General features: G+C 59.1%; 16 protein-coding genes. 5 read left to right on the forward strand and 11 right to left on the reverse strand.

Annotated features, from left to right (window positions below; genetic code table 11):
• Window positions 1–32 precede the first annotated feature (32 nt).
• The 3 genes from L3068_RS16575 to L3068_RS16585 are packed head-to-tail and all read left to right on the forward strand — an operon-like array spanning window position 33 to window position 2,534.
• Entirely contained in the window at window positions 33–1,262 is a 1,230-nt protein-coding gene (locus L3068_RS16575; RefSeq protein WP_023337597.1) for an MFS transporter, read from the forward strand.
• Between the two features lie 49 nt (window positions 1,263–1,311).
• Complete coding sequence (locus tag L3068_RS16580) at window positions 1,312–1,779, forward strand: DUF6130 family protein (RefSeq protein WP_014884786.1); 468 nt, start codon at window positions 1,312–1,314, stop codon at window positions 1,777–1,779.
• Between the two features lie 11 nt (window positions 1,780–1,790).
• On the forward strand, window positions 1,791–2,534 hold the full coding sequence (locus L3068_RS16585; protein WP_023337598.1) for an alpha/beta fold hydrolase: 744 nt from the start codon (window positions 1,791–1,793) through the stop codon (window positions 2,532–2,534).
• Between the two features lie 49 nt (window positions 2,535–2,583).
• Here the strand turns inward: L3068_RS16585 and iolB are convergent, their stop codons facing one another.
• The 10 genes from iolB to L3068_RS16635 all read right to left on the reverse strand — a co-directional run bounded on the left by iolB (window position 2,584) and on the right by L3068_RS16635 (window position 15,713).
• Window positions 2,584–3,408 (reverse strand): 5-deoxy-glucuronate isomerase, encoded by an 825-nt coding sequence (gene iolB, locus L3068_RS16590; RefSeq protein ID WP_023337599.1) that lies wholly within the window; start codon window positions 3,406–3,408, stop codon window positions 2,584–2,586.
• A 9-nt stretch (window positions 3,409–3,417) separates the two neighbouring features.
• Window positions 3,418–4,308: a myo-inosose-2 dehydratase gene (iolE, locus tag L3068_RS16595; RefSeq protein WP_023337600.1), complete on the reverse strand. Its 891-nt coding sequence runs from the start codon at window positions 4,306–4,308 to the stop codon at window positions 3,418–3,420.
• Between the two features lie 11 nt (window positions 4,309–4,319).
• Window positions 4,320–6,224, reverse strand: a complete 1,905-nt coding sequence (locus L3068_RS16600) for a bifunctional 5-dehydro-2-deoxygluconokinase/5-dehydro-2-deoxyphosphogluconate aldolase (RefSeq protein ID WP_023337601.1) — start codon at window positions 6,222–6,224, stop codon at window positions 4,320–4,322.
• A gap of 12 nt (window positions 6,225–6,236) precedes the next feature.
• Window positions 6,237–7,370, reverse strand: a complete 1,134-nt coding sequence (locus L3068_RS16605; RefSeq protein WP_117580736.1) for a Gfo/Idh/MocA family protein — start codon at window positions 7,368–7,370, stop codon at window positions 6,237–6,239.
• An 8-nt stretch (window positions 7,371–7,378) separates the two neighbouring features.
• A complete protein-coding gene (locus L3068_RS16610; protein ID WP_014884792.1) occupies window positions 7,379–8,407 on the reverse strand; it encodes an ABC transporter permease in 1,029 nt (342 codons plus the stop codon).
• 11 nt (window positions 8,408–8,418) lie between these two features.
• A complete protein-coding gene (locus L3068_RS16615; protein ID WP_014884793.1) occupies window positions 8,419–9,966 on the reverse strand; it encodes a sugar ABC transporter ATP-binding protein in 1,548 nt (515 codons plus the stop codon).
• A gap of 54 nt (window positions 9,967–10,020) precedes the next feature.
• Complete coding sequence (locus L3068_RS16620) at window positions 10,021–10,950, reverse strand: sugar ABC transporter substrate-binding protein (protein ID WP_008502118.1); 930 nt, start codon at window positions 10,948–10,950, stop codon at window positions 10,021–10,023.
• A gap of 31 nt (window positions 10,951–10,981) precedes the next feature.
• Entirely contained in the window at window positions 10,982–11,968 is a 987-nt protein-coding gene (gene iolG / locus L3068_RS16625; RefSeq protein WP_023294280.1) for an inositol 2-dehydrogenase, read from the reverse strand.
• Between the two features lie 302 nt (window positions 11,969–12,270).
• Window positions 12,271–14,196: a 3D-(3,5/4)-trihydroxycyclohexane-1,2-dione acylhydrolase (decyclizing) gene (gene iolD / locus L3068_RS16630; protein ID WP_117580733.1), complete on the reverse strand. Its 1,926-nt coding sequence runs from the start codon at window positions 14,194–14,196 to the stop codon at window positions 12,271–12,273.
• A gap of 11 nt (window positions 14,197–14,207) precedes the next feature.
• The gene (locus tag L3068_RS16635; protein ID WP_117580731.1) at window positions 14,208–15,713 is read right to left on the reverse strand and encodes a CoA-acylating methylmalonate-semialdehyde dehydrogenase; all 1,506 of its coding nucleotides are present in this window, start codon (window positions 15,711–15,713) and stop codon (window positions 14,208–14,210) included.
• Between the two features lie 292 nt (window positions 15,714–16,005).
• On the opposite strand from L3068_RS16635, the gene L3068_RS16640 reads away from it, so the two are divergent.
• Window positions 16,006–16,836, forward strand: a complete 831-nt coding sequence (locus L3068_RS16640; RefSeq protein ID WP_008502123.1) for a MurR/RpiR family transcriptional regulator — start codon at window positions 16,006–16,008, stop codon at window positions 16,834–16,836.
• Window positions 16,837–16,946: 110 nt separating this feature from the next.
• The gene (locus L3068_RS16645; RefSeq protein WP_099458936.1) at window positions 16,947–17,645 is read left to right on the forward strand and encodes an HNH endonuclease; all 699 of its coding nucleotides are present in this window, start codon (window positions 16,947–16,949) and stop codon (window positions 17,643–17,645) included.
• 349 nt (window positions 17,646–17,994) lie between these two features.
• On the opposite strand, the gene guaA is transcribed toward L3068_RS16645, so the two are convergent.
• Window positions 17,995–19,572, reverse strand: coding sequence for a glutamine-hydrolyzing GMP synthase (gene guaA, locus L3068_RS16650; RefSeq protein WP_006811514.1), 1,578 nt, complete (start codon window positions 19,570–19,572; stop codon window positions 17,995–17,997).
• Window positions 19,573–19,636 lie beyond the last annotated feature (64 nt).

Raw genomic sequence — 19,636 nt, forward strand, 5'->3', positions numbered from 1 at the left:
TGCTGGGGACAACTGCATAACGGAATGAAACAATGGAAACTCCTGCCCTGCCTCGTCGACTCGCCCTCACTGCCGGATGTCATCAACTCATCAACTGGGGGATCTCGTTTTATATGCCCGGTACCTTCGCGCTGGCGATATCAGCCGATCGGGGGTGGTCATCACCACAGATTTACCTCGGCCTGACGCTGGCAATGCTGGTGATGGCGGCGGCCTCCCCTTTCGTCGCCCACCTGCTGGAACGCTTTGGCGGCCAGAGGGTGGTGATGAGTGGCACGTTGCTCATCGCCGCAGGCTGCGCGGGTATGGCATATACCCAGACGTTATTTGGTTGGTATTGCGTCTGGCTGATCACCGGCATCGGGATGCGCCTGTCGCTGTACGATGCGCTGTTCGCCGCGCTGGTGAACCTCTACGGTCAGCAGGCGCGAAGAACAATCTCACGCGTCACGCTGGCGGGCGGGCTGGCATCCGCCGTCTTCTGGCCGCTGGGTGATGGCCTGCTCCACCTTATGAGCTGGCAAGAGGCGCTAAGGGTTTATGCCCTCTTTGGCCTGCTGAGCGCGGCGCTGATCCGCTCGCTTCCCCGGCAGCGGCTAACGGTGACGACAAAGGTCACCGCGCCAACTCTGCGCAACGAACGACGAAACGGCTGGCTTTATGCAGCCTTCATCGCCCTTTTCACCTTTGTCTCCAGCGGTACGTCTACCCATCTGCCAGAGTTTATCGCCAGCTTCGGCCTGCCGGTCACGATCGGCATCCTGTGGGGGATAGGTCAGACGGGGGCTCGCTCGCTGGAGGTGCTGGCGGGTGCCCGCTTAACGCCGTTCAAACTGACCCTTTTCACCGCCCTTGCCATGCCGCTCTGCTTTCTGATTGGGCTAAGCAGCACCCGGTTTGCCTGGTGTGCCGCCGGGTTTGTGCTGGGTTTTGGTGCCATCAACGGGCTAATGACGATAGTCAAAGCGAACCTGCCGCTGGAACTGTTTAGCGTGGAGAGCTATGCCCGCCGCACCGGTATGCTGCTTATTCCTGGCCAGCTCACAGCAGCGGCTTCACCGTTTGCCTGTGCATGGTTAAACAAAACGCTGGGGATCGCCGGAACAATGTGGGTATCAACGGGGCTGACGCTGGTGATTGCCGGGCTGGCGATAGCGATTGTGCGCCGTCCCGGCAGGCAAACTGTAACGCACTGTATCCAGCGCACCACGCAGACAAACGGGTACAAAACACCGCCTCAGGCAAATATCACCGATACATAAAAATGGTTTTCTTTCCCTGTCGTCATTCATAACCGGAGGAGAGAGACCGATGATTCGTCGATATGTACTTTTACCCGTACTCGCCCTGGCATCTGTAGCGCATGTCCAGGCCACACCGCTGGGCAACCTCAGCGCCGCCGATGTTAATGGCCCAGCCGCCGTTGCGCCGTTGGCACAGCCACAGCCGCCCGCAAAGCTGATAGTCGATCCACCGCTTGCCGGGCCGCTGAGCAAAGGCGCGGTGTTTATTCAGTACCGGGCCGAAAACCTGCGCATTGAACCTGTATTTGGGCCCGACGCGCTGAAAGTCACACCTCGCATCGGCCACATCCACGTCGTGGTAGATGACGCGCCGTGGCACTGGGCTGACGCCAGCGGAGAGCCGGTGATTCTGGTGGGTCTGCCCGCCGGTAAGCACAAGGTGACGATTATTCTGGCCGATCCGACGCATAAGCCCCTCGATCACAAAACCATCGAATTCACCGTGCCGCCCCACGCGGCGATCCACCATTTTTAAGGAGTCTGAAGATGAAAGCACTGTCTGTACTGACAGCAGGCCTGCTGGCGCTTTCGGCCAGCGCTTTTGCGGAGAATAAAACCAGCGTCGTGCTGGTACATGGCGCGTTTGCCGACGGCAGCAGCTGGAATAAGGTGATTACCCGGCTGCAAAAACACCATACCGAGGTCATCGCCGTTCAGCTCCCGCTTACGTCGCTAAAAGATGACGTTGCGGCCACCCAGCGCGCCATCGCCCGTGCTAAGGGGGACGTCGTGCTGGTCGGTCATTCCTGGGGTGGCACCGTGATTAGCGAAGCGGGCAACGATGCACGGGTTAAATCGCTGGTTTACGTGGCGGCGTTCGCGCCGGATTCCGGCCAGTCGACGGCAGAGCTGGCGAATACCTTCCCGGCCCCGCCCGGAAGTGCAGGCATCGCTAAAACGGCTGACGGCGACTTATACCTGCCGACCGAAGCCGTCAGGAAGGATTTCGCACCGGATGTGAAACCGGCTGAACAACTGACCATCGCCGCCACGCAGGGGCCAATTAAAGCCGATGCATTTGGCGAAAAGGTCACTCACGCCGCGTGGCACAATAAGCCGAGCTGGTATGTGGTGAGTGAGAATGACAGGATGATTAACCCCGCGCTTGAGCGCGCGATGGCGAAGACGATCCACGCGAAAACCACCGGGGTCGCGGCGAGTCACGTGTCGATGGTGAGCCAGCCAGAGGCCATCGCCCGAACGATTGAGCAGGCGTTAGAAGCAAGGTAAGCGTTTCACAGGCCGGGTAAGCGCAGCGCCACCCGGCAAAAAACCCGCTTCAGTGCTTGCCTGTGGCGGGATAATCCTGATTAATCCACGCGTGGTCTTTTTCCCAGGTAAACATCCATTTGCGTACCGGGCCGGCCATCACGTTGAGATAATAGCTGTCGTACCCGGCCATCGTCGCCACCGGGTGATATCCCTTCGGCACCATGACCACATCACGGTCGTAGACCGCAATGCACTCGTCCAGCGTTCTGTCGTCGGTGTAGACGCGCTGCATGCAAAACCCCTGCTGCGGATTAAGACGATGGTAGTAGGTCTCCTCCAGGTACGTCTCCTGCGGCGGGTTATCCGTGTCGTGCTTGTGGCTCGGGTAGGAACTGGTACACCCTTCGTTGGTCCAGACCTCCACTACCAGCAGGCTGTCGGCAGATTTACCTTCCGGCAGAATGTTATGCACATAGCGCTGGTTTTGCCCCTTGCCGCGCGCCTCGCCGTCGATGTCCTGCGGCGCAATCAGCCGCGTCGGGTATGTGCCTTTGCCCGGCGCAGCACAGACGGCCAGCTCCAGCGTCGTCAGCGCCGTCACCTGCACCGTCTCCTGCGGGGTGACGTACACCGCCCACGGCTTAATGCGCTCAAACGGGCTCATCCGCTCGCCAATATCGTTAAACTGCGCGGAGGGCGTTCTGATGGAGGCGCGTCCGGCGACCAGCACCAGGCAGCGCTCTTCGTTGATGGCGGGCAGCGTCAGCACCTGCCCCTCCTGCAATTCATATGCCTCAAAACCGACATATCCCCAACCCGCACTTTCCGGCGTAACGGACTGGGTGCGCCCCTCAGCATTCGGCTGTTGCCAGCGTGATAACAGACGTGACATGTCACCTCCTCAGATAAGCCCGGCGTCGTGCGCCAGGCGGCTCAGGTTGTTATACCCCAGACGGGCATAGGTCAGCGGATGGGCTACCGCCGGATCCTGCTCCGCCTCGACCACCAGCCAGCCGTGATAATCCTGCGCTTTCAGCAGCCGCATGATCGGCGGGTAATCGACGCAGCCGTCACCCGGTACGGTAAATACGCCGCTTAGCACCGCATCGAGGAAGCTGGTTTTACGGTTTTTAACGTCCGCCAGCACGTCGGCACGCACGTCTTTGCAGTGAACGTGGTTGATGCGCGACGCCCATCGCTGCGCCACCGCCAGCGGGTCGGCTCCGGCAAAGGTCAGATGGCCGGTATCCAGCAGTAACCCCACTTCCTCACCGGTGTGGGTCATCAGGTTGTCCACGTCGTCGGCGGACTCAATCACCGTGCCCATATGGTGATGGTAGGCAATCTGCACCCCCTGCTGCTGCGTATAGCGGGCAAATTCGCTGAGCTTCTCCCCGTACTCCTTCCAGCGTTCCTGCGGGAAGCGCGGGCGCAGATGCACCGGGGTCTGCTGCTCGCCGTGAATACAGCCGCTCACTTCCGCAAAGACCAGCACCTTCGCCCCCAGCTCGCGCAGCAGCATCAGGTGGGGCTGCACGGCGGCGATCTCCTCCTCCACGCTGCGCTCCAGCAGGCGGCCAGAGTACCAGCCGGAGACCAGCTGCAGGTCGTGGCGCTGTAAAATCGGGCCGAGCAGGCGCGCCTCGCGCGGGAATTTATTGCCCAGTTCGAAACCGGCAAAACCGGCCTCTTTGCCTTCGCTCAGGCAGGTCTCCAGCGACGTCTCCGCGCCGAGGGAAGGCAGATCGTCGTTCGTCCACGTCAGCGGGTTAATGCCCAGTTGTACACTCATTGTCGTCTCCATTATGCGTGTCCGCGCTCGCGCCACCAGGCGATAAGCTGCAGGTAGTTGTCCCGGATGCGTGCCACCAGCTGCGCATCGTCAATATCGTGTTTCAGCCACGCGCGGGAGGCGTCGCCAAACAGCGTGCGCCCCACGGCGAAGCCTTTAACCAGCGTCTGCCCTGCGGCGGCTTTGAAGTCGGCACGCAGCTGCTCTGCCGGGGCATCCAGACCGAGGATCACCACCCCGCGGCAGTGCGGGTCCCGACGTTCGATAATCTCGTTCAGTGCCGTCCAGCCGCTGGCTGAGAGCGGCGGCAGTTTCCACCAGTCAGGGTAAATCCCCAGGTTGTAGAAACGGGAGATGGCGCGCAGGTAGAGCGCGTCGCTGCGCGGCATGCTGGCGGGCAATATCACCTCCAGCAGCAGTTCATGCCCGGACTGGCAGCAGGCGTGGTACACCTCGGCGATTTTCTGCTCCTGCTCAAGGCGCAGGCCGTGGGCATCTTCCGGATGGAAAAAGACCAGACATTTCACCACGTGCTCCTGCGGCCAGCTGATGAGCTGGGTGCCGATGTTACCGTGCTCCATCTCCAGCGGCCGGGAGCCCGGCAGCTCGATGGGACGACCAATCCACCACCCTTCTCCGGTGATAGCGTTTAGCGCATCCTGACCAAAGGTGCCGTCGCACAGCAGACCGGCTTTACCCTCCAGCCCGGCGCGGTTTGCCGCCTCGCGGCTGGCCTGGAGGATCAGTTGCTTCAGTGCCGGAATGCGCCCGATCGACGCACCGCACTGCAGCGCCATCTCTTCCAGCTGGCTGCGATGGTCGAAAGCCATCACGCACAGCTCCGGCCATTCGCGACGGCGGGTCGTCACCCGGTGGAGATGGTTAAGACGCGGGTCAAGATCCGGGCGCGGAACACGTGCGGCGCGAGAAAGATAATCATCCAGCTCTGTTTTGCTCGGCATCGCCGGAGCGCAGCCGTGGCGAGAGACCACCAGCGCACCGCAGGCATTGGCATAGCGGCACGCCTGCTCCCAGCCTTCGTCGTTCAGGTAACCGCGCAGCAGGCCGGACATAAACGCGTCCCCTGCGCCGAGGACATTCAGCACCTCGACGCGCACGCCGGTCACCGTCAGGCCGTCGTCCAGACGAGGCGGAATGGCATCGGTATAGACCGAACAGCCCAGCGCGCCGCGTTTGCAGACCAGCGTAGCCTGACTCACGCCACGCACCTGCCCCAGCGCCTGCAGGGTATCGGTGCTGCCGCCCGCAATGTGGAACTCCTCCTCGGTACCGACAATCACGTCGAAGAGGTGCAGCACCTCCTGCAGCTCGCGGGTGACCTTATCGGCGGCGATAAAGCGCGTTTCCCCGTCACCTAAGGAGGTCAGCCCCCACAGCACCGGACGGTAGTCGATATCCAGCACCGTGCGCACGCCGTGGCGGCGGGCATAGCCCAGCGCCGTCAGCACCGCCTCGCGGGTCTGGGGATGAGAAAGGTGAGTCCCGGTGATGGCAAGACACCGTGCGGAGGCAATGTAACTTTCGTCCACATCGCTGGCGGTAATCGCCATATCCGCGCAGTTATCGCGATAAAAAATCAGAGGAAAAGTGTCCCGGTCTTTAATGCCGAGCAGCACCAGCGCCGTGAGGCGTTCTTTGTCGGTAATCAGATGGCTGGTATCGCAGCCCACCTGGTTTAACTCTTCCCGCAGGAAGCGGCCCATATGTTCATCGCCGACGCGCGCCAGCATCGACGAGCGTAACCCCTGTCGCGCGGTGCCGTACGCCACGTTGCCGGACGACCCGCCAAGATATTTGGCGAAGCTCGACACATCTTCCAGACGGGCGCCAATTTGCTGACTGTAGAGGTCTACCGCCACGCGGCCCATGCATATCACATCAAACTGCTTTTCCACGTTGAACCCTCTTCAGACAATGTCGTTCACGTTCAGCCAGCGGCCTTCCAGGTGTGAGAGTGCTATCGCGTCCAGCACGCGAGACACCTTCCAGCCCTCTTCGAAGTCCGGCCACATCGGCGCGTCGGCGGCAATCCCGTCCACCAGGTCACGCACCTCCACCGTTTTTTGATCGTTAAAGCCAATCCCATGGCCTGCACCCATGCAGAACGCACCGTAGTCCGGGTGAGCCGGGCCGACGAGCAGCGTGCGGAACCCCTGACGGTTCACCGGGTCGTCATGCAGATAGAGCTTCAGCTCGGCCATGCGCTCCTGAGTGAAACTGATGGCACCTTTCGTCCCGGTGATGACATACGACAGCCCCATCTTGCGGCCGCAGGCGACGCGGGAGGTTTCAATGACGCCCTGCGCCCCGCCCGCAAAACGCACCATCGCGTGGGCCTGATCCTCGTTTTCGACGGCAATCATTTCTGCCGAACCCGCCTTCGCCGGACGTGCCGGGACCACGATCTTCAGGTCGCCGCAGACCTGCTCGATATCTCCCACCAGGTACTGGGCCATATTGACGATATGCGCCGCGAGGTCACCCAGCGCCCCCAGGCCTGCGGTCTCTTTGAAGCAGTGCCAGTGAATGGGCGAGAGCGGGTCGGCCATATAATCTTCGTTGTGAGTGCCGTAGAAGTGGATCACCTCGCCAATCTCGCCGCGCGCAATAATCTCCTTCGCCAGCTGCGCGGTCGGGTTTTTCATGTAGTTGAACCCCACCAGCGTTTTCACCCCTGCCCGCTTTGCGGCGTCGACCATTTCACGCGCGTCATGGGCGTTGAGCGCCAGCGGCTTTTCGGAGTAAACGTGTTTGCCGTGACGGATCGCCTCCAGCGCCATCTCTTTATGCAGATGGTTGGGAGAGCAAATATCCACCACGTCAATGGCCGGGTCGGCCACCAGCGCCCGCCAGTTCCCGGTGGAGCGGTTGAAGCCAAACGCCTGCGCCCGCGCTGCCGCCAGTTCCGGCGTAACTTCCGCCACCATCTCGCGCACCAGCCTGCCGCGCAGGTTGAACACCGTCGGGGCCTGGGCATAGGCGATGGCGTGCGCCTTGCCGATATACCCGGTGCCAATCAATCCAATACGAACCTCTTTCATCATGATCCTCACAGTGCGCCGCGACGGCTCTTGGCGTAGGTGTCAAACGCCACCGCCAGAACGATAATTAATCCGGTGATAATTTGCTGGTAGTAGGCTGAGACGTTCATCAGCACCAGGCCGTTAATCAGAATGCCCATGATGATGGAGCCGATAATGGTGCCGCCAATACGCCCGTAACCGCCCATCAGCGAGGTACCGCCGATCACCACCGAGGCGATGACGCGCAGCTCAAAGGAGATCCCGGCTACCGCCTCGGCGCTTCCCAGACGCGCGCTCAGAATGAAGCCCGCCAGCCCCGCCAGACAGCCAATCAGCACGTAGACGCTGACCAGCACGCGCTTGACGTTCACCCCCGCCAGGCGTGCCGCCTCCGGGTTTCCGCCAATGGCGTAGACGAAACGGCCCCAGCGGGTTTTATGCAGCGCCAGATACCCCCCGAGGGCGACGAGGGCGAATATCCAGATGGGAATGGAGATGCCGAGCAACTCCCCGCGCCCCCACCAGCGGTAACCCGGGTCGAAACCGGCAATCGGCGCGCCGTCGTTAATCACCAGCGTCAGGCCACGCCAGATGGTCATCCCGCCGAGGGTGACAATAAACGGCGGCAGGCGCAGGCGGGTGACGCCCAGACCATGCAGGAAGCCAATTGCCGTGCCCATCGCCAGACAAATCCCCAGCCCAATCAGCCAGCTCATGCCACCCCAGGCGTTCGGGTCGACGGTGGTGAAGTTGTCGCCCTTGATCACGTACGCCGCAGTCATGGCGCACACCGCCAGAATGGAGCCGACGGAAAGGTCGATCCCGGCGGTCAGGATGACGAAAGTCATCCCCACGGCCATGATCCCGTAGATGGAGACTTCGGTTAAAATGTTGAAAATATTGCGTTCAGAGAAAAAGTTGCTGTTCTGCGACTGGAAGAAGATCAGCAGCAGGATCATGAAAATCAGCACTCCGAATCGCTCGAAGAAGGCGATGGGATCGATGCGTCCGGCGCGTTTGACCGGGGCCTGCGTTTTAGAAATCATCTGCGTCATGAGAAACTCCGTTATGCCGCGTTCAGGGCGTTGTGGTTGATGGCCATCATCGTCATCAGCCGTTCTTCGTTAGCGTCGTCACCGTGGATCTCGCCGGTCACCCGCCCTTCACTGAGGGTGATGATCCGGTCAGATACCGCCATCACTTCAGGCAGATCGGAGGAGATCACGATCACCGCCACGCCCTTTTTCGCCATCTCAAACAGCACCTGGTGCACTTCCGATTTGGTGCCCACGTCGATACCGCGCGTCGGCTCATCGACAATCAGCACCCGGGGATTGAGCGCCATGCAGCGCGCGAGGATCACCTTTTGCTGGTTACCGCCGGAGAGCTTGCGCACCTCCTGCGCGCTGTTGACCATTTTGATCTGCAGCGCCTGGCGGTAGGACTCAATCAGGTCGTCCTCTTTGCGGGTATTCACGAACCAGCGCCACTGCAGCAGCGAGGAGAGGCAGGAGAGCGACAGGTTGTCGCGAATCGACAGCCCCAGCACCGCCCCCTCTTTTTTACGGTCTTCCGGTACCAGCGCCACGCCCTGATCGAGGGCGTAGAGCGGGTCGCGCGGCTGGTACGGCACGCCGTCCAGCTCAAAGCTGCCGGAGGTAAAGGCATCTGCGCCGAACAGACAGCGCGCCACTTCGGTACGCCCCGCGCCCACCAGGCCAGCAATCCCTAACACTTCCCCGGCGTGGACGTGGAAGCTGATGTCGTGCAGGGCAATGCCGTGGGGATCGAGCGGCGGCTTCTCGCGGCTCAGCCCCTTCACCGCCAGGCGGACGGGTTTGTCTTCATGATGCGTTTCGCTGGCCGGACGACGATTAAAGGCCACGTCGCGCCCGACCATCAGGCGGATCAGCTGCTCAACGTTGGTTTCCGCCACCGCACCGGTACCGGTGAAACGGCCGTCCTGGAAAACGGTGAAGCGGTCGCAGAGCTGGAAAACTTCATGCAGACGGTGGGTAACGTAAATAATGCTCACCCCGCGGTTTTTCAGCTCACGCACCACGCGGTGCAGGCTTTCCACCTCGCTGTCGCTCAGCGCGGCAGAAGGTTCATCCATGATAATCAGCCTGGCGTTGAGGGTCAGCGCCCGGGCAATCTCCACCATCTGCTGCTGGGCGACGCTCAGGCGGGCCACCGGCGTGGTTGGCGCAACGTTCAGCTGCAGGTAATCGAGAATGACCTGCGCCTCCTGGTTAACCGCTTTTTCGTCGACGATCAGGTTACGTTTGCGCGGTTCGCGCCCGAGAAACATGTTTTCCGCGACGGTCATATTGGGCAGCAGGTTAAATTCCTGATAGATGGTGATAATGCCCTTGTTTTGCCGCTCAACGGGGGAATCATCCACCGGCAGCATTTCGCCGTTAAACCAGATATCCCCCCGGGTTTGCGGCTGCGCGCCCGCGAGCGCCTTCAGCAGCGTGGATTTTCCCGCTCCGTTTTCCCCCAGCAGGGCATGGATCTCCCCCGCGCCGACGGTCAGCTGAGCGCTGCTCAGCGCCCAGACGCCGGAAAAACTTTTGGCCAGGTCGGTCACTTTCAGTAAGGGTTGCGACATCGGTCTGCTCCTCCTTTAGAGTGCGCCGCCGCTCGCGCGGCGGCTGCGGATACGTCAGTTACCGGCCTCACCGATACGTTCTGCCTGCTGCAGATTCTCTTTGGTGATCAGCGTCGGCGGGTAGTCGGCCCCGGTGATGGCTTTCTTCTCGCGCACGTTGGCCACCAGCTGGCTCATCGCCGTCTGCACCGCAAAGCCCGGACGCTGATCCGCCGTTACCGCCAGCCAGCCGTCGCGCACGCGGGCCAGCGCTTCCGGTACCGCATCAAAACCGGTGACCAGAATTTCGCCCGGCTTCACGCCCTGGCTCTGCAGCGCTTCAATCGCGCCCAGCGCCATATCGTCGTTAGCGGAGAGGATCACCTGCGGGCGCTTCGGCAGAGAAGGCAGAACGCTTTCCACGATGCGCATCCCTTCCGAACGCATCCAGTTTCCGGTCTGATCGGCGACGATCTTGTACTTATCCCCACCCGCCTTCAGGCTGTCGCGGATCCCTTTGGTGCGTTCAATATTGGAGGAGGAGCCCGGCTGACCGGTCAGCAGAATAATCTCCGCCCCGTCGGGGAATTTGGTTTTCACGAAGTCGCCAATCGCCTGGCCGCCTTTGTAGTTGTTAGCCCCGAAGTGCGGCACTTTTTTCTGGCTGTCGACGGAGCGGTCAAGGGTCACCACCGGCAGCTTCGCATCCTGAATTTCATCTACCGCGCTGGAGACGGCGTTTACGTCATTCGGGGAGACGATAAAGCCCTGCGCCCCACGGGTGATGGCATTTTCCAGGTCAGCCACCTGTTTCGGTGAACTGCCCTGCCCGTCCAGCACCTGAAGCTTCACGCCCATCTCTTTTGCGGCTTTCACCGCCGTGCGCTGCATGTGTACTTCAAACGGCATGGCCAGGTTTGGCGTACTGAAAACAATTTGCTCGTTTTCGGCGAGGGCAGCCCCGGACGTCATGGCGATGAGGGCGGCTACGATCAGTTTTTTCATTATTATGTCTCTCTGTGTAGGGTGGTTGTGTTTAGAGGACGATCTCGCGCTGGCTACGCAGCGACTCCAGCGCTTTATCCGCGAGGTACAGCGCACGTTCACCATCATCACCGCTGCAGTCAGGCACCGCTTCGCCGCGCAGGACCGCAACAAAGTGTTCCCATTCCGCGGCGTAAGCGGATTTGTAGCGCTGCAGGAAGAAGTGTTCCGGCAGCGCGCTGGTGCAGCCCTGTTTGCCGTAGTGCTGCACCTGGTTTTCCAGAATATTGCCCGCGCACAGCAGCCCTTCGGAGCCGTGCAGCTCCAGGCGCTGGTCGTATCCGTAAGATGAGCGGCGGCTGTTGACGATGGTCGCCATCGCGCCGGAGGCATATTTCAGAACGATAAATGCGGTGTCGATATCCCCCGCCTCGCCAATCGCCGGATCGACCAGGTTACTGCCCTGGGCATAGACCGACACCGGCTCTTCGCCCATGATGAAGCGCGCCATATCAAAGTCGTGAATGGTCATATCGCGGAACATGCCGCCGGAGACACGCACGTACTCTGCAGGCGGCGGAGACGGGTCGCGGGAGATAATCAGCAGCGATTCCGGCTTGCCGATGCGCCCGGCCTGGGCGTCGGTTTTCACCCGGCGGAACTGCGGGTCAAAGCGGCGGTTAAAGCCGATAAACAGCGGCACGTCGTACTCTTTGACCACTTTCAGGCAGTCGCGCACGCGGGCAAGGTCGAGGTGTACCGGCTTTTCGCAAAAGATGGCTTTGCCATGGCGGGCGGCCATTTCAATCAGATCGGCATGGGTGTCGGTCGCGGATGCAATCAGCACGGCGTGAACGTTAGGGTCGGTCATCGCTTCATCCAGGCTCTGCTGACGGGCCTGATACTGCGTGGCGAGACGGGTGGCAAATTCTTGATTCGGGTCAACCACGGACCAGAGCGTGGTCGCGCCGTGGCTGGCGATGTTAGCTGCATGTACCTGGCCAATTCGGCCAGCGCCCAGTAAAGCAATGTTAAACATAACGGCTCCCGGTGTTGGTGAATGCTGTGAACTAACGACCCTATAAATAAAACATTTATTTCATTTTTATAAATAGTGAAAATTATGTTTTTGAGTGCGGGTTAACACTTTTGAGATGAATGAGATAAATTTTGTTATCAATCTCACAACATAGGAGAACAGCCATTTCCCCCTCACCCCAGCCCTCTCCCTCAGGGAGAGGGAGTAAAAACCGCACCGATTCGTCCCCTCTCCCTGAGGGAGAGGGTTAGGGTGAGGGGAAACAAAAAAATGAAATGAAAATTTCGTTACGGCGGGAAAACTTAATACTGGCGGGCTTTTTTCACCTGCGCCTGCGTTTGCAGAGCGGCTTCACGCACGGCAGAAGACGCCGCCACCTGCGCGTCGCCGGTTCGCCACCACGAGGCGTAGTCATGGGTCATGGTCTTCGGGAGCACCTTGATGTCCAGCAGCGTCGGGCCCGGATGCGCGCGTGACGCCTCCAGCGCCGCCAGCAGGCTTTGCTCATCGTTCACCCGCCACGCGCGGCAGCCGTAGCTTTCCGCGTTTTGGGCAAAATCGACCTTCACCAGCGGCCCGTCCAGCCGTCCGGTTTCCGGGTTGCGATGGCGGTTTTCGGTGCCAAAGCTCCCCATGCCGTGCCCCATCTGCAGATTGTTAATGCAGCCAAAGCTGGCGTTATCAAACAGCAGAACGGTGACCTTAATCCCCTCCTGCACCGCGGTTTGCAGCTCGGAGTGCAGCATCATGTACGAGCCATCCCCCACCATGGCGTACACCGGCTGGTCGGGTCTGGCGAGCTTCGCACCGATGGCCGCCGCAATCTCGTAGCCCATGCAGGAGTATCCGTATTCCAGGTGATAGCTATCCGGCGTTTTCACCTGCCAGAGCCGCTGTAAATCGCCCGGCAGCGATCCGGCCGCCCCCACCACGATGGCGTTATCTTCAATATGCTGGTTGATCAGCCCCAGCACCCGCGTCTGGGTCAGGCGAGTGTTGAGCGTTTCGCCGTATTCCACCAGCTGGCTATCCAGGTGCCCCGCCACTTCGGGCGCATCAGCAGGATGCCACTGGCGATCCCACAGGCGACGGCACTCGTCGCGCCACGCGGATTTCGCCTCGGCGATCGCGTCTCCCCAGCTACTGCGATAATCCCTGAGCGCGTGGGTTAAAGCCTGAAGCCCGGTTTGGGCATCGGCGATCAGTGCGGTGGCGTCCAGCTTCAGGGCGTCGAACTCCGCCACGTTCAGCAGCAGAAATTCGACGTCCGGATGGGAAAAGAGCGCCTTGGAGCCGGTGGTAAAGTCCGTGAGGCGCGTGCCGATGCCAATCACTAAATCCGCCTGGGGCGCGAGCTGGTTGGCCGCCAGTCCCCCCGTCACCCCAACGCCACCCAGGTTAAGTGGGTGGTCACTTACCAGCGCCCCCTTCCCGGCCTGGGTTTCGGCAAACGGCAGCTGCAGCGTCTCGACAAATTCGCGAAACGCCTCATGCGCGCCGGAATAGCGCACGCCGCCGCCGCACACCACCAGCGGACGACGCTTGCGGGCGATCAGCGCCCGCGCCTGCGCCAGACGCTGCGGGTCAGGCGGACGACGTTCGATGTGGTGCACGCGGCGCGCGAAGAAGCTCAGGGGATAATCCCAGGCTTCCCCCTGCACGTCCTGCGGCAGGCAGAGGGTCACCGCCCCGGTATTGGCGGGGTCAGTAAGCGTTCGCATCGCGCTTAGCATGGCGCTCATCAGCTGCTCGGGACGGTTGATACGGTCCCAGTAGCGAGAGACCGGACGAAAGCAGTCGTTGGTGCTGATGCTGAGATCGTGATACTGCTCGATCTGCTGCAGCACCGGGTCCGGCTGGCGGCTGGCGTAGATATCGCCCGGCAGCAATAACAGCGGAATGCGGTTCGCCGTAGCGGTTGCCGCCGCGGTCACCATATTGGCGGCGCCCGGCCCGACGGAGGAGGTGACGGCGAAAATGCGCTGACGGCGGTGCTGTTTGGCGAATCCCGTCGCCATATGGGCAATGCCCTGCTCGTTGCAGCCCTGCATCACCTGCAAATGGCCCGGATCTTGTTCCAGCGCCTGGCCGATGCCGAGTACGTTACCGTGCCCGAAAATAGTCGCCACGCCCTCCACGAAGGGCATTTCGTCGCCATCCACGCTGACGTATTGTTGATTAAGGAATCGGACCAGCGCCTGGGCCATAGTCATACGTTCGGTTTGCATAACGCCTCCTGTCAGCCCAGCGTTGGCATGGAGAACGCAGCGCCTGTCTCCTGCTGCATTTCCGGCCAGCGTGCGGTGATGGTTTTCATTCGGGTGTAGAAACGCACACCGTCGTTGCCGTGGACGTTGAGCGCACCAAAGATAGAGCGCTTCCAGCCACCGAAACTGTGGAATGCCATCGGCACCGGGATCGGCACATTGACCCCGACCATGCCCGCCTGCACCTCTTCGCAGAAGCGACGCGCGCAGCCGCCGTCACGGGTGAAGATTGCCGAACCATTACCATATTCATGGCGGTTAATCAGGTCCACCGCGCTGGCGTAATCTGCTACGCGCACCACAGAAAGCACCGGGCCGAAAATCTCTTCTTTATAGATGGTCATCTCCGGAGTGACGTTATCAAACAGCGTCGGCCCGACGAAATAGCCCTGCTCGTGTCCCTGCACGCTGAAGCTGCGACCGTCCACGCGAAGTGTCGCGCCCTGCGCTTCCCCGCTGTCGATATAGCCCAGCACCTTGCTGCGGTGCGCCGAAGAGATAAGCGGCCCCATTTCGTTTTCCGGCGTCTGGTCCAGACCCGGCCCGACGCGCAGGGCGGCAATCTGTTTTTCCAGCCGGGCGCAGAGGTCATCGGCGGTTTTATCCCCCACCGCCAGCACCACCGAGAGCGCCATGCAGCGCTCCCCCGCCGCACCGAAGCCTGCGCCCATAATGGCGTTGGCGGCCATTTCCATGTCGGCATCCGGCATGAGAATACAGTGGTTTTTCGCGCCACCCAGTGCCTGACAGCGCTTTCCGTGGGCGGACGCGGTCTGGTAAATGTATTCGGCAATCGGCGTGGAGCCGACAAAGCTCACCGCCTGCACGCGCGGGTCGGTCAGGAGCACGTCAACGGACTCTTTGTCACCCTGCACCACGTTGAACACGCCGTCCGGCAGGCCGGCCTCTTTCAGCAGCTGCGCCAGCGCGAGCGCCAGGGAGGGATCTTTTTCTGACGGTTTCAGCACGAAGGTGTTTCCGGTCGCCAGCGCAATCGGGAACATCCACATCGGCACCATCGCCGGGAAGTTAAACGGCGTGATCCCAACGCAGACCCCGAGCGGCTTCATCAGCGAGTGGCTGTCAACGCCGGTGCCGACGTTGGCTGAGTGCTCACCTTTTTGCAGATGCGGGATACCGCAGGCAAATTCCACCACTTCCAGACCACGGGTGAGTTCGCCCACCGCGTCGGAGAAGACCTTGCCGTGCTCTTCGCTGATGAGACGGGCCAGGCGATCCATGTTCTCTTCCAGCAGCGCCTTGAAGCGGAACATCACGCGCGCGCGCTTAAGCGGAGCATGACGCGCCCACGCAGGAAACGCCTGCTGCGCGGCGGCAATTGCCTGCTCCGTTTCCTGTGCCGTACTCATCACCACCTGGCGGATCTGCTTGCCGGTGGCCGGGTTGAAGATCGCCTGAACGCGCTGGCCTGAACCGGTGACACATTCGCCGTGAATAAAATTCGCTACCGTCTCCATCCTTAACCTCTCGCTGTTGATACGTGACTGTTACCTGAACACTGTGTACCGAACACTATATATGAAACAAATATTCCATTTTAAGTTGAAATAAAATAAATGATGATTATTGTGATCAAGGATGGATTTTTATGTTAACAGCCAACAATACTGACGCAGCGTGCGCTATTAAGGCATTTCGGGCGTGGGAATGACTGAAGCTTCTGTTTCATTTTTGCTGCCAGATGGATGGCCGACATTTAAAAGACGCGGTTTTGCGTTTAGAATCACAGGACTGTATTTGGGGGATAACATGACGACAGCAACCAGCCTGAACGAACTGCAGCAGCAAATCCGCGATCGCTACGATAGCCTGAGCAAGAGGCTGCAGCAGGTCTCCCGCTATGTGCTGGATAATACGAACAGCGTGGCCTTTGATACGGTTGCCGTGATTGCCGAGCGCGCCGACGTGCCGCCCTCGACGCTGATCCGCTTCGCCAACGCCTTTGACTTCACCGGCTTCAACGAAATGAAACAGCTGTTTCGCATGAACCTGGTGGAGGAGACCGCCAGCTACAGCGACCGTGCCCGGCTGTTCCGCGAAATGGAGAGCGAGGCCGTGCCCGAAACCCCGCTCGATATCCTGCAGGAGTTCGCCCGTTCAAACGCCCAGGCGCTACAGCAGCTGGCCGCCCGCGCCGAACCGGAAATGCTGGAGCGCGCGGTACAGCTGCTGGCCGACGCCGACACCATCTACATCGCCGGTCTGCGCCGCTCCTTTAGCGTCGCGGCCTACCTCACCTATGCCCTGAGCCACCTGGAGTGTCGCCCTATTCTGCTCGACGGTATGGGTGGGATGCTGCGCGAGCAGATCAGCCGCATTAAGGCGCGCGACATTGTGGTATCGATCAGCTTCTCGCCGTATGCGGAAGAGACGGTGATGGTCAGCGAAACCGCCGCCAGCGTCGGCGCGCGGCAGATTGTGATTACGGACAGCCAGATCAGCCCGCTGGCGACGTTCAGCGATCTTTGCTTTGTAGTGAAAGAGGCACAGGTGGACGCGTTTCGGTCCCAGTCGGCGACGCTGTGCCTGGTGCAGTCGCTGGTGGTGGCACTGGCTTATCGGTTGGGTGAAGGGAAGTGAGGGATAAACAAAAACTGTATGAGCAAGCGTGAGATCAGAGGGATATTATCCCCAATCGAATACTAATCAGAAATAAATATGCAGAAAGAACAATTCATATGGAGTTTAAAATGGATTCATATTTAGATATTTTGCCTAAAGGTTGTACAGCTGTTGCTGTCAAAACCAAGGGGCACAACTTTTTCATCGATCATAAGGGATTATCATCTACTGGTTGTTGGGTTGTATCAAAAGACAGGGTCGATGATTATGTAATTGTTTTTCACCAAACAAGCACCCTTAATCATATCTACATTGGTGAATTTGTCGAAAAAAAAGCTGAAGAGTATACCGAAAGAAAAGGAAAGCAATATCCGCGCTATCGAATCTACATAAAAAATCTGAAATTAGCCTTAAAAACAAATACAAACTGGACTTCTTTTGTTGGAAAAGGCAATGGGGGCTTCGAAAGGATATATTTGAAAAACGAAGGACAGGTAAATCCTAGATATTTAGATCCCGACTCAACTGAAGCCGAAGAGGGATATAGAAAAGACTCAAGTCGAATGACAAGTGCAAGAGATAAAAAATTAGCTGAAGCACGGAAGAAAAAGGATAACTACACTTGTCAGTCATGTGAGAAACGATACTTCGTAAACAATAAATACATTATAGATTGTCACCACATAAATCCAATCAGTTTAGGAAAAAGAAAAACAATTTTAGATGACCTTATTTCGCTGTGCCCAACATGTCATCGAATTGCACATACTCGAATTCCCCCATATTCTTTGAAAGAGTTAAAAGGCTTTGTAGAAAGCTTTACTTAAATGTACGCTTTATAAAATATATTAAAAAATGACGAAATTAGTTCTAAACTTCGTATTTTTGAATTTTGACAGGAAATTTTACAGTCGTGTAGATGTTTAGCTGGTCAATTTACGGGATAATAGCACAGTCATCTCCGCGGAGCAGGACTGAGGGGCGAATACGCCCTTCAGTCCCTTTGCCAAGGCATAGCACAGAGTGAGAGCCGTTTTACAAAGAGCAGAACTCCCAAAGGAAATCAAACACTATCTCCCTATGAGGTGGTTTGAGGTGACAATAAAAAACCCTCTGTAAAAAAGAGGGTTAAATTCACTTTTACCTGTTCATGAAAACACAGGAAGAGTTATCTGCTTATTCCCATTCAATCGTAGCCGGTGGCTTACCGCTGATGTCATACACCACGCGGGAAATACCGTTCACTTCGTTGATGATGCGGTTAGACACGCGGCCTAAGAAGTCATACGGCAGGTGCGCCCAGTGCGCGGTCATGAAGTCGATGGTTTCCACCGCACGCAGGGAGACAACCCAGTCGTACTTACGGCCATCACCCATCACGCCGACAGAGCGAACCGGCAGGAACACGGTGAACGCCTGGCTTACCTTGTTGTAAAGGTCAGCTTTGTGCAGCTCTTCGATGAAGATCGCGTCTGCGCGACGCAGCAGGTCGCAGTACTCTTTCTTCACTTCACCCAGTACGCGCACGCCGAGCCCCGGGCCCGGGAACGGGTGACGGTAGAGCATGTCGTACGGCAGACCCAGTTCCAGACCGATCTTGCGTACTTCATCTTTGAACAGCTCGCGCAGCGGTTCAACCAGACCCATCTTCATCTCTTTCGGCAGGCCGCCCACGTTGTGGTGAGATTTGATGACGTGTGCTTTACCGGTTGCTGAAGCAGCTGATTCAATCACGTCAGGATAGATAGTGCCCTGTGCCAGCCATTTAACGTCTTCCAGCTTCAGCGCTTCTTCGTCGAACACTTCCACGAATACGCGGCCGATGATTTTACGCTTGGCTTCCGGATCGTTCTCGCCTTTCAGCGCGTCCAGGAAGCGCTGCTCGCCTTCCACATGAACGATGTTCAGACCGAAGTGGTCACCGAACATGTCCATCACCTGCTGGGCTTCGTTCAGACGCAGCAGACCGTTGTCCACGAAGACGCAGGTCAGGTTTTTGCCGATGGCACGGTGCAGCAGCATCGCGGTCACGGAGGAGTCGACGCCGCCGGAGAGGCCGAGGATCACTTTGTCATCACCAACCTGCTGGCGGATACGCTCCACGGCGTCGTCGATGATTTTTGCCGGGGTCCACAGCGCTTCACACTGGCAGATGTCGCGCACGAAGCGCTCCAGCATGCGCATACCCTGACGGGTGTGGGTCACTTCCGGGTGGAACTGCACGCCGTAGAAGCGCTTTTCTTCGTTCGCCATGATCGCGAACGGGCAGCTTTCGGTGCTGGCAACGGTCACGAAGTCAGACGGGATAGCGGTGACCTTGTCGCCGTGGCTCATCCACACGTCCAGCAGCGGTTTGCCGTCAGCGGTCAGGGAGTCTTCGATACCACGTACCAGTGCGCTGTCGGTGACGACTTCTACCTGTGCATAGCCGAACTCACGCTCGTTAGAGCCTTCTACGTGGCCGCCCAGCTGCATGGCCATGGTCTGCATACCGTAGCAGACGCCGAATACCGGCACGCCTGCTTCGAACACGTACTGCGGCGCGCGCGGGCTGTTCTCTTCGGTGGTGCTTTCCGGGCCGCCGGACAGGATGATGCCGCTTGGATTGAATTCGCGAATCTGTGCTTCCGTGACATCCCACGCCCACAGTTCGCAGTAAACGCCCAGTTCACGTACGCGACGCGCCACCAGCTGAGTGTACTGAGAACCAAAATCGAGGATGAGGATGCGATGTTTATGAATGTTTTCCGTCATTGACGCTAATTCCGAGGCAAGTGAAACAGATTAAATAAATCGCCCGACACGAGGTCGGGCGAAG

The sequence above is a fragment of the Enterobacter cloacae complex sp. ECL414 genome, from assembly GCF_021869685.1.
GTDB lineage: Bacteria > Pseudomonadota > Gammaproteobacteria > Enterobacterales > Enterobacteriaceae > Enterobacter > Enterobacter kobei.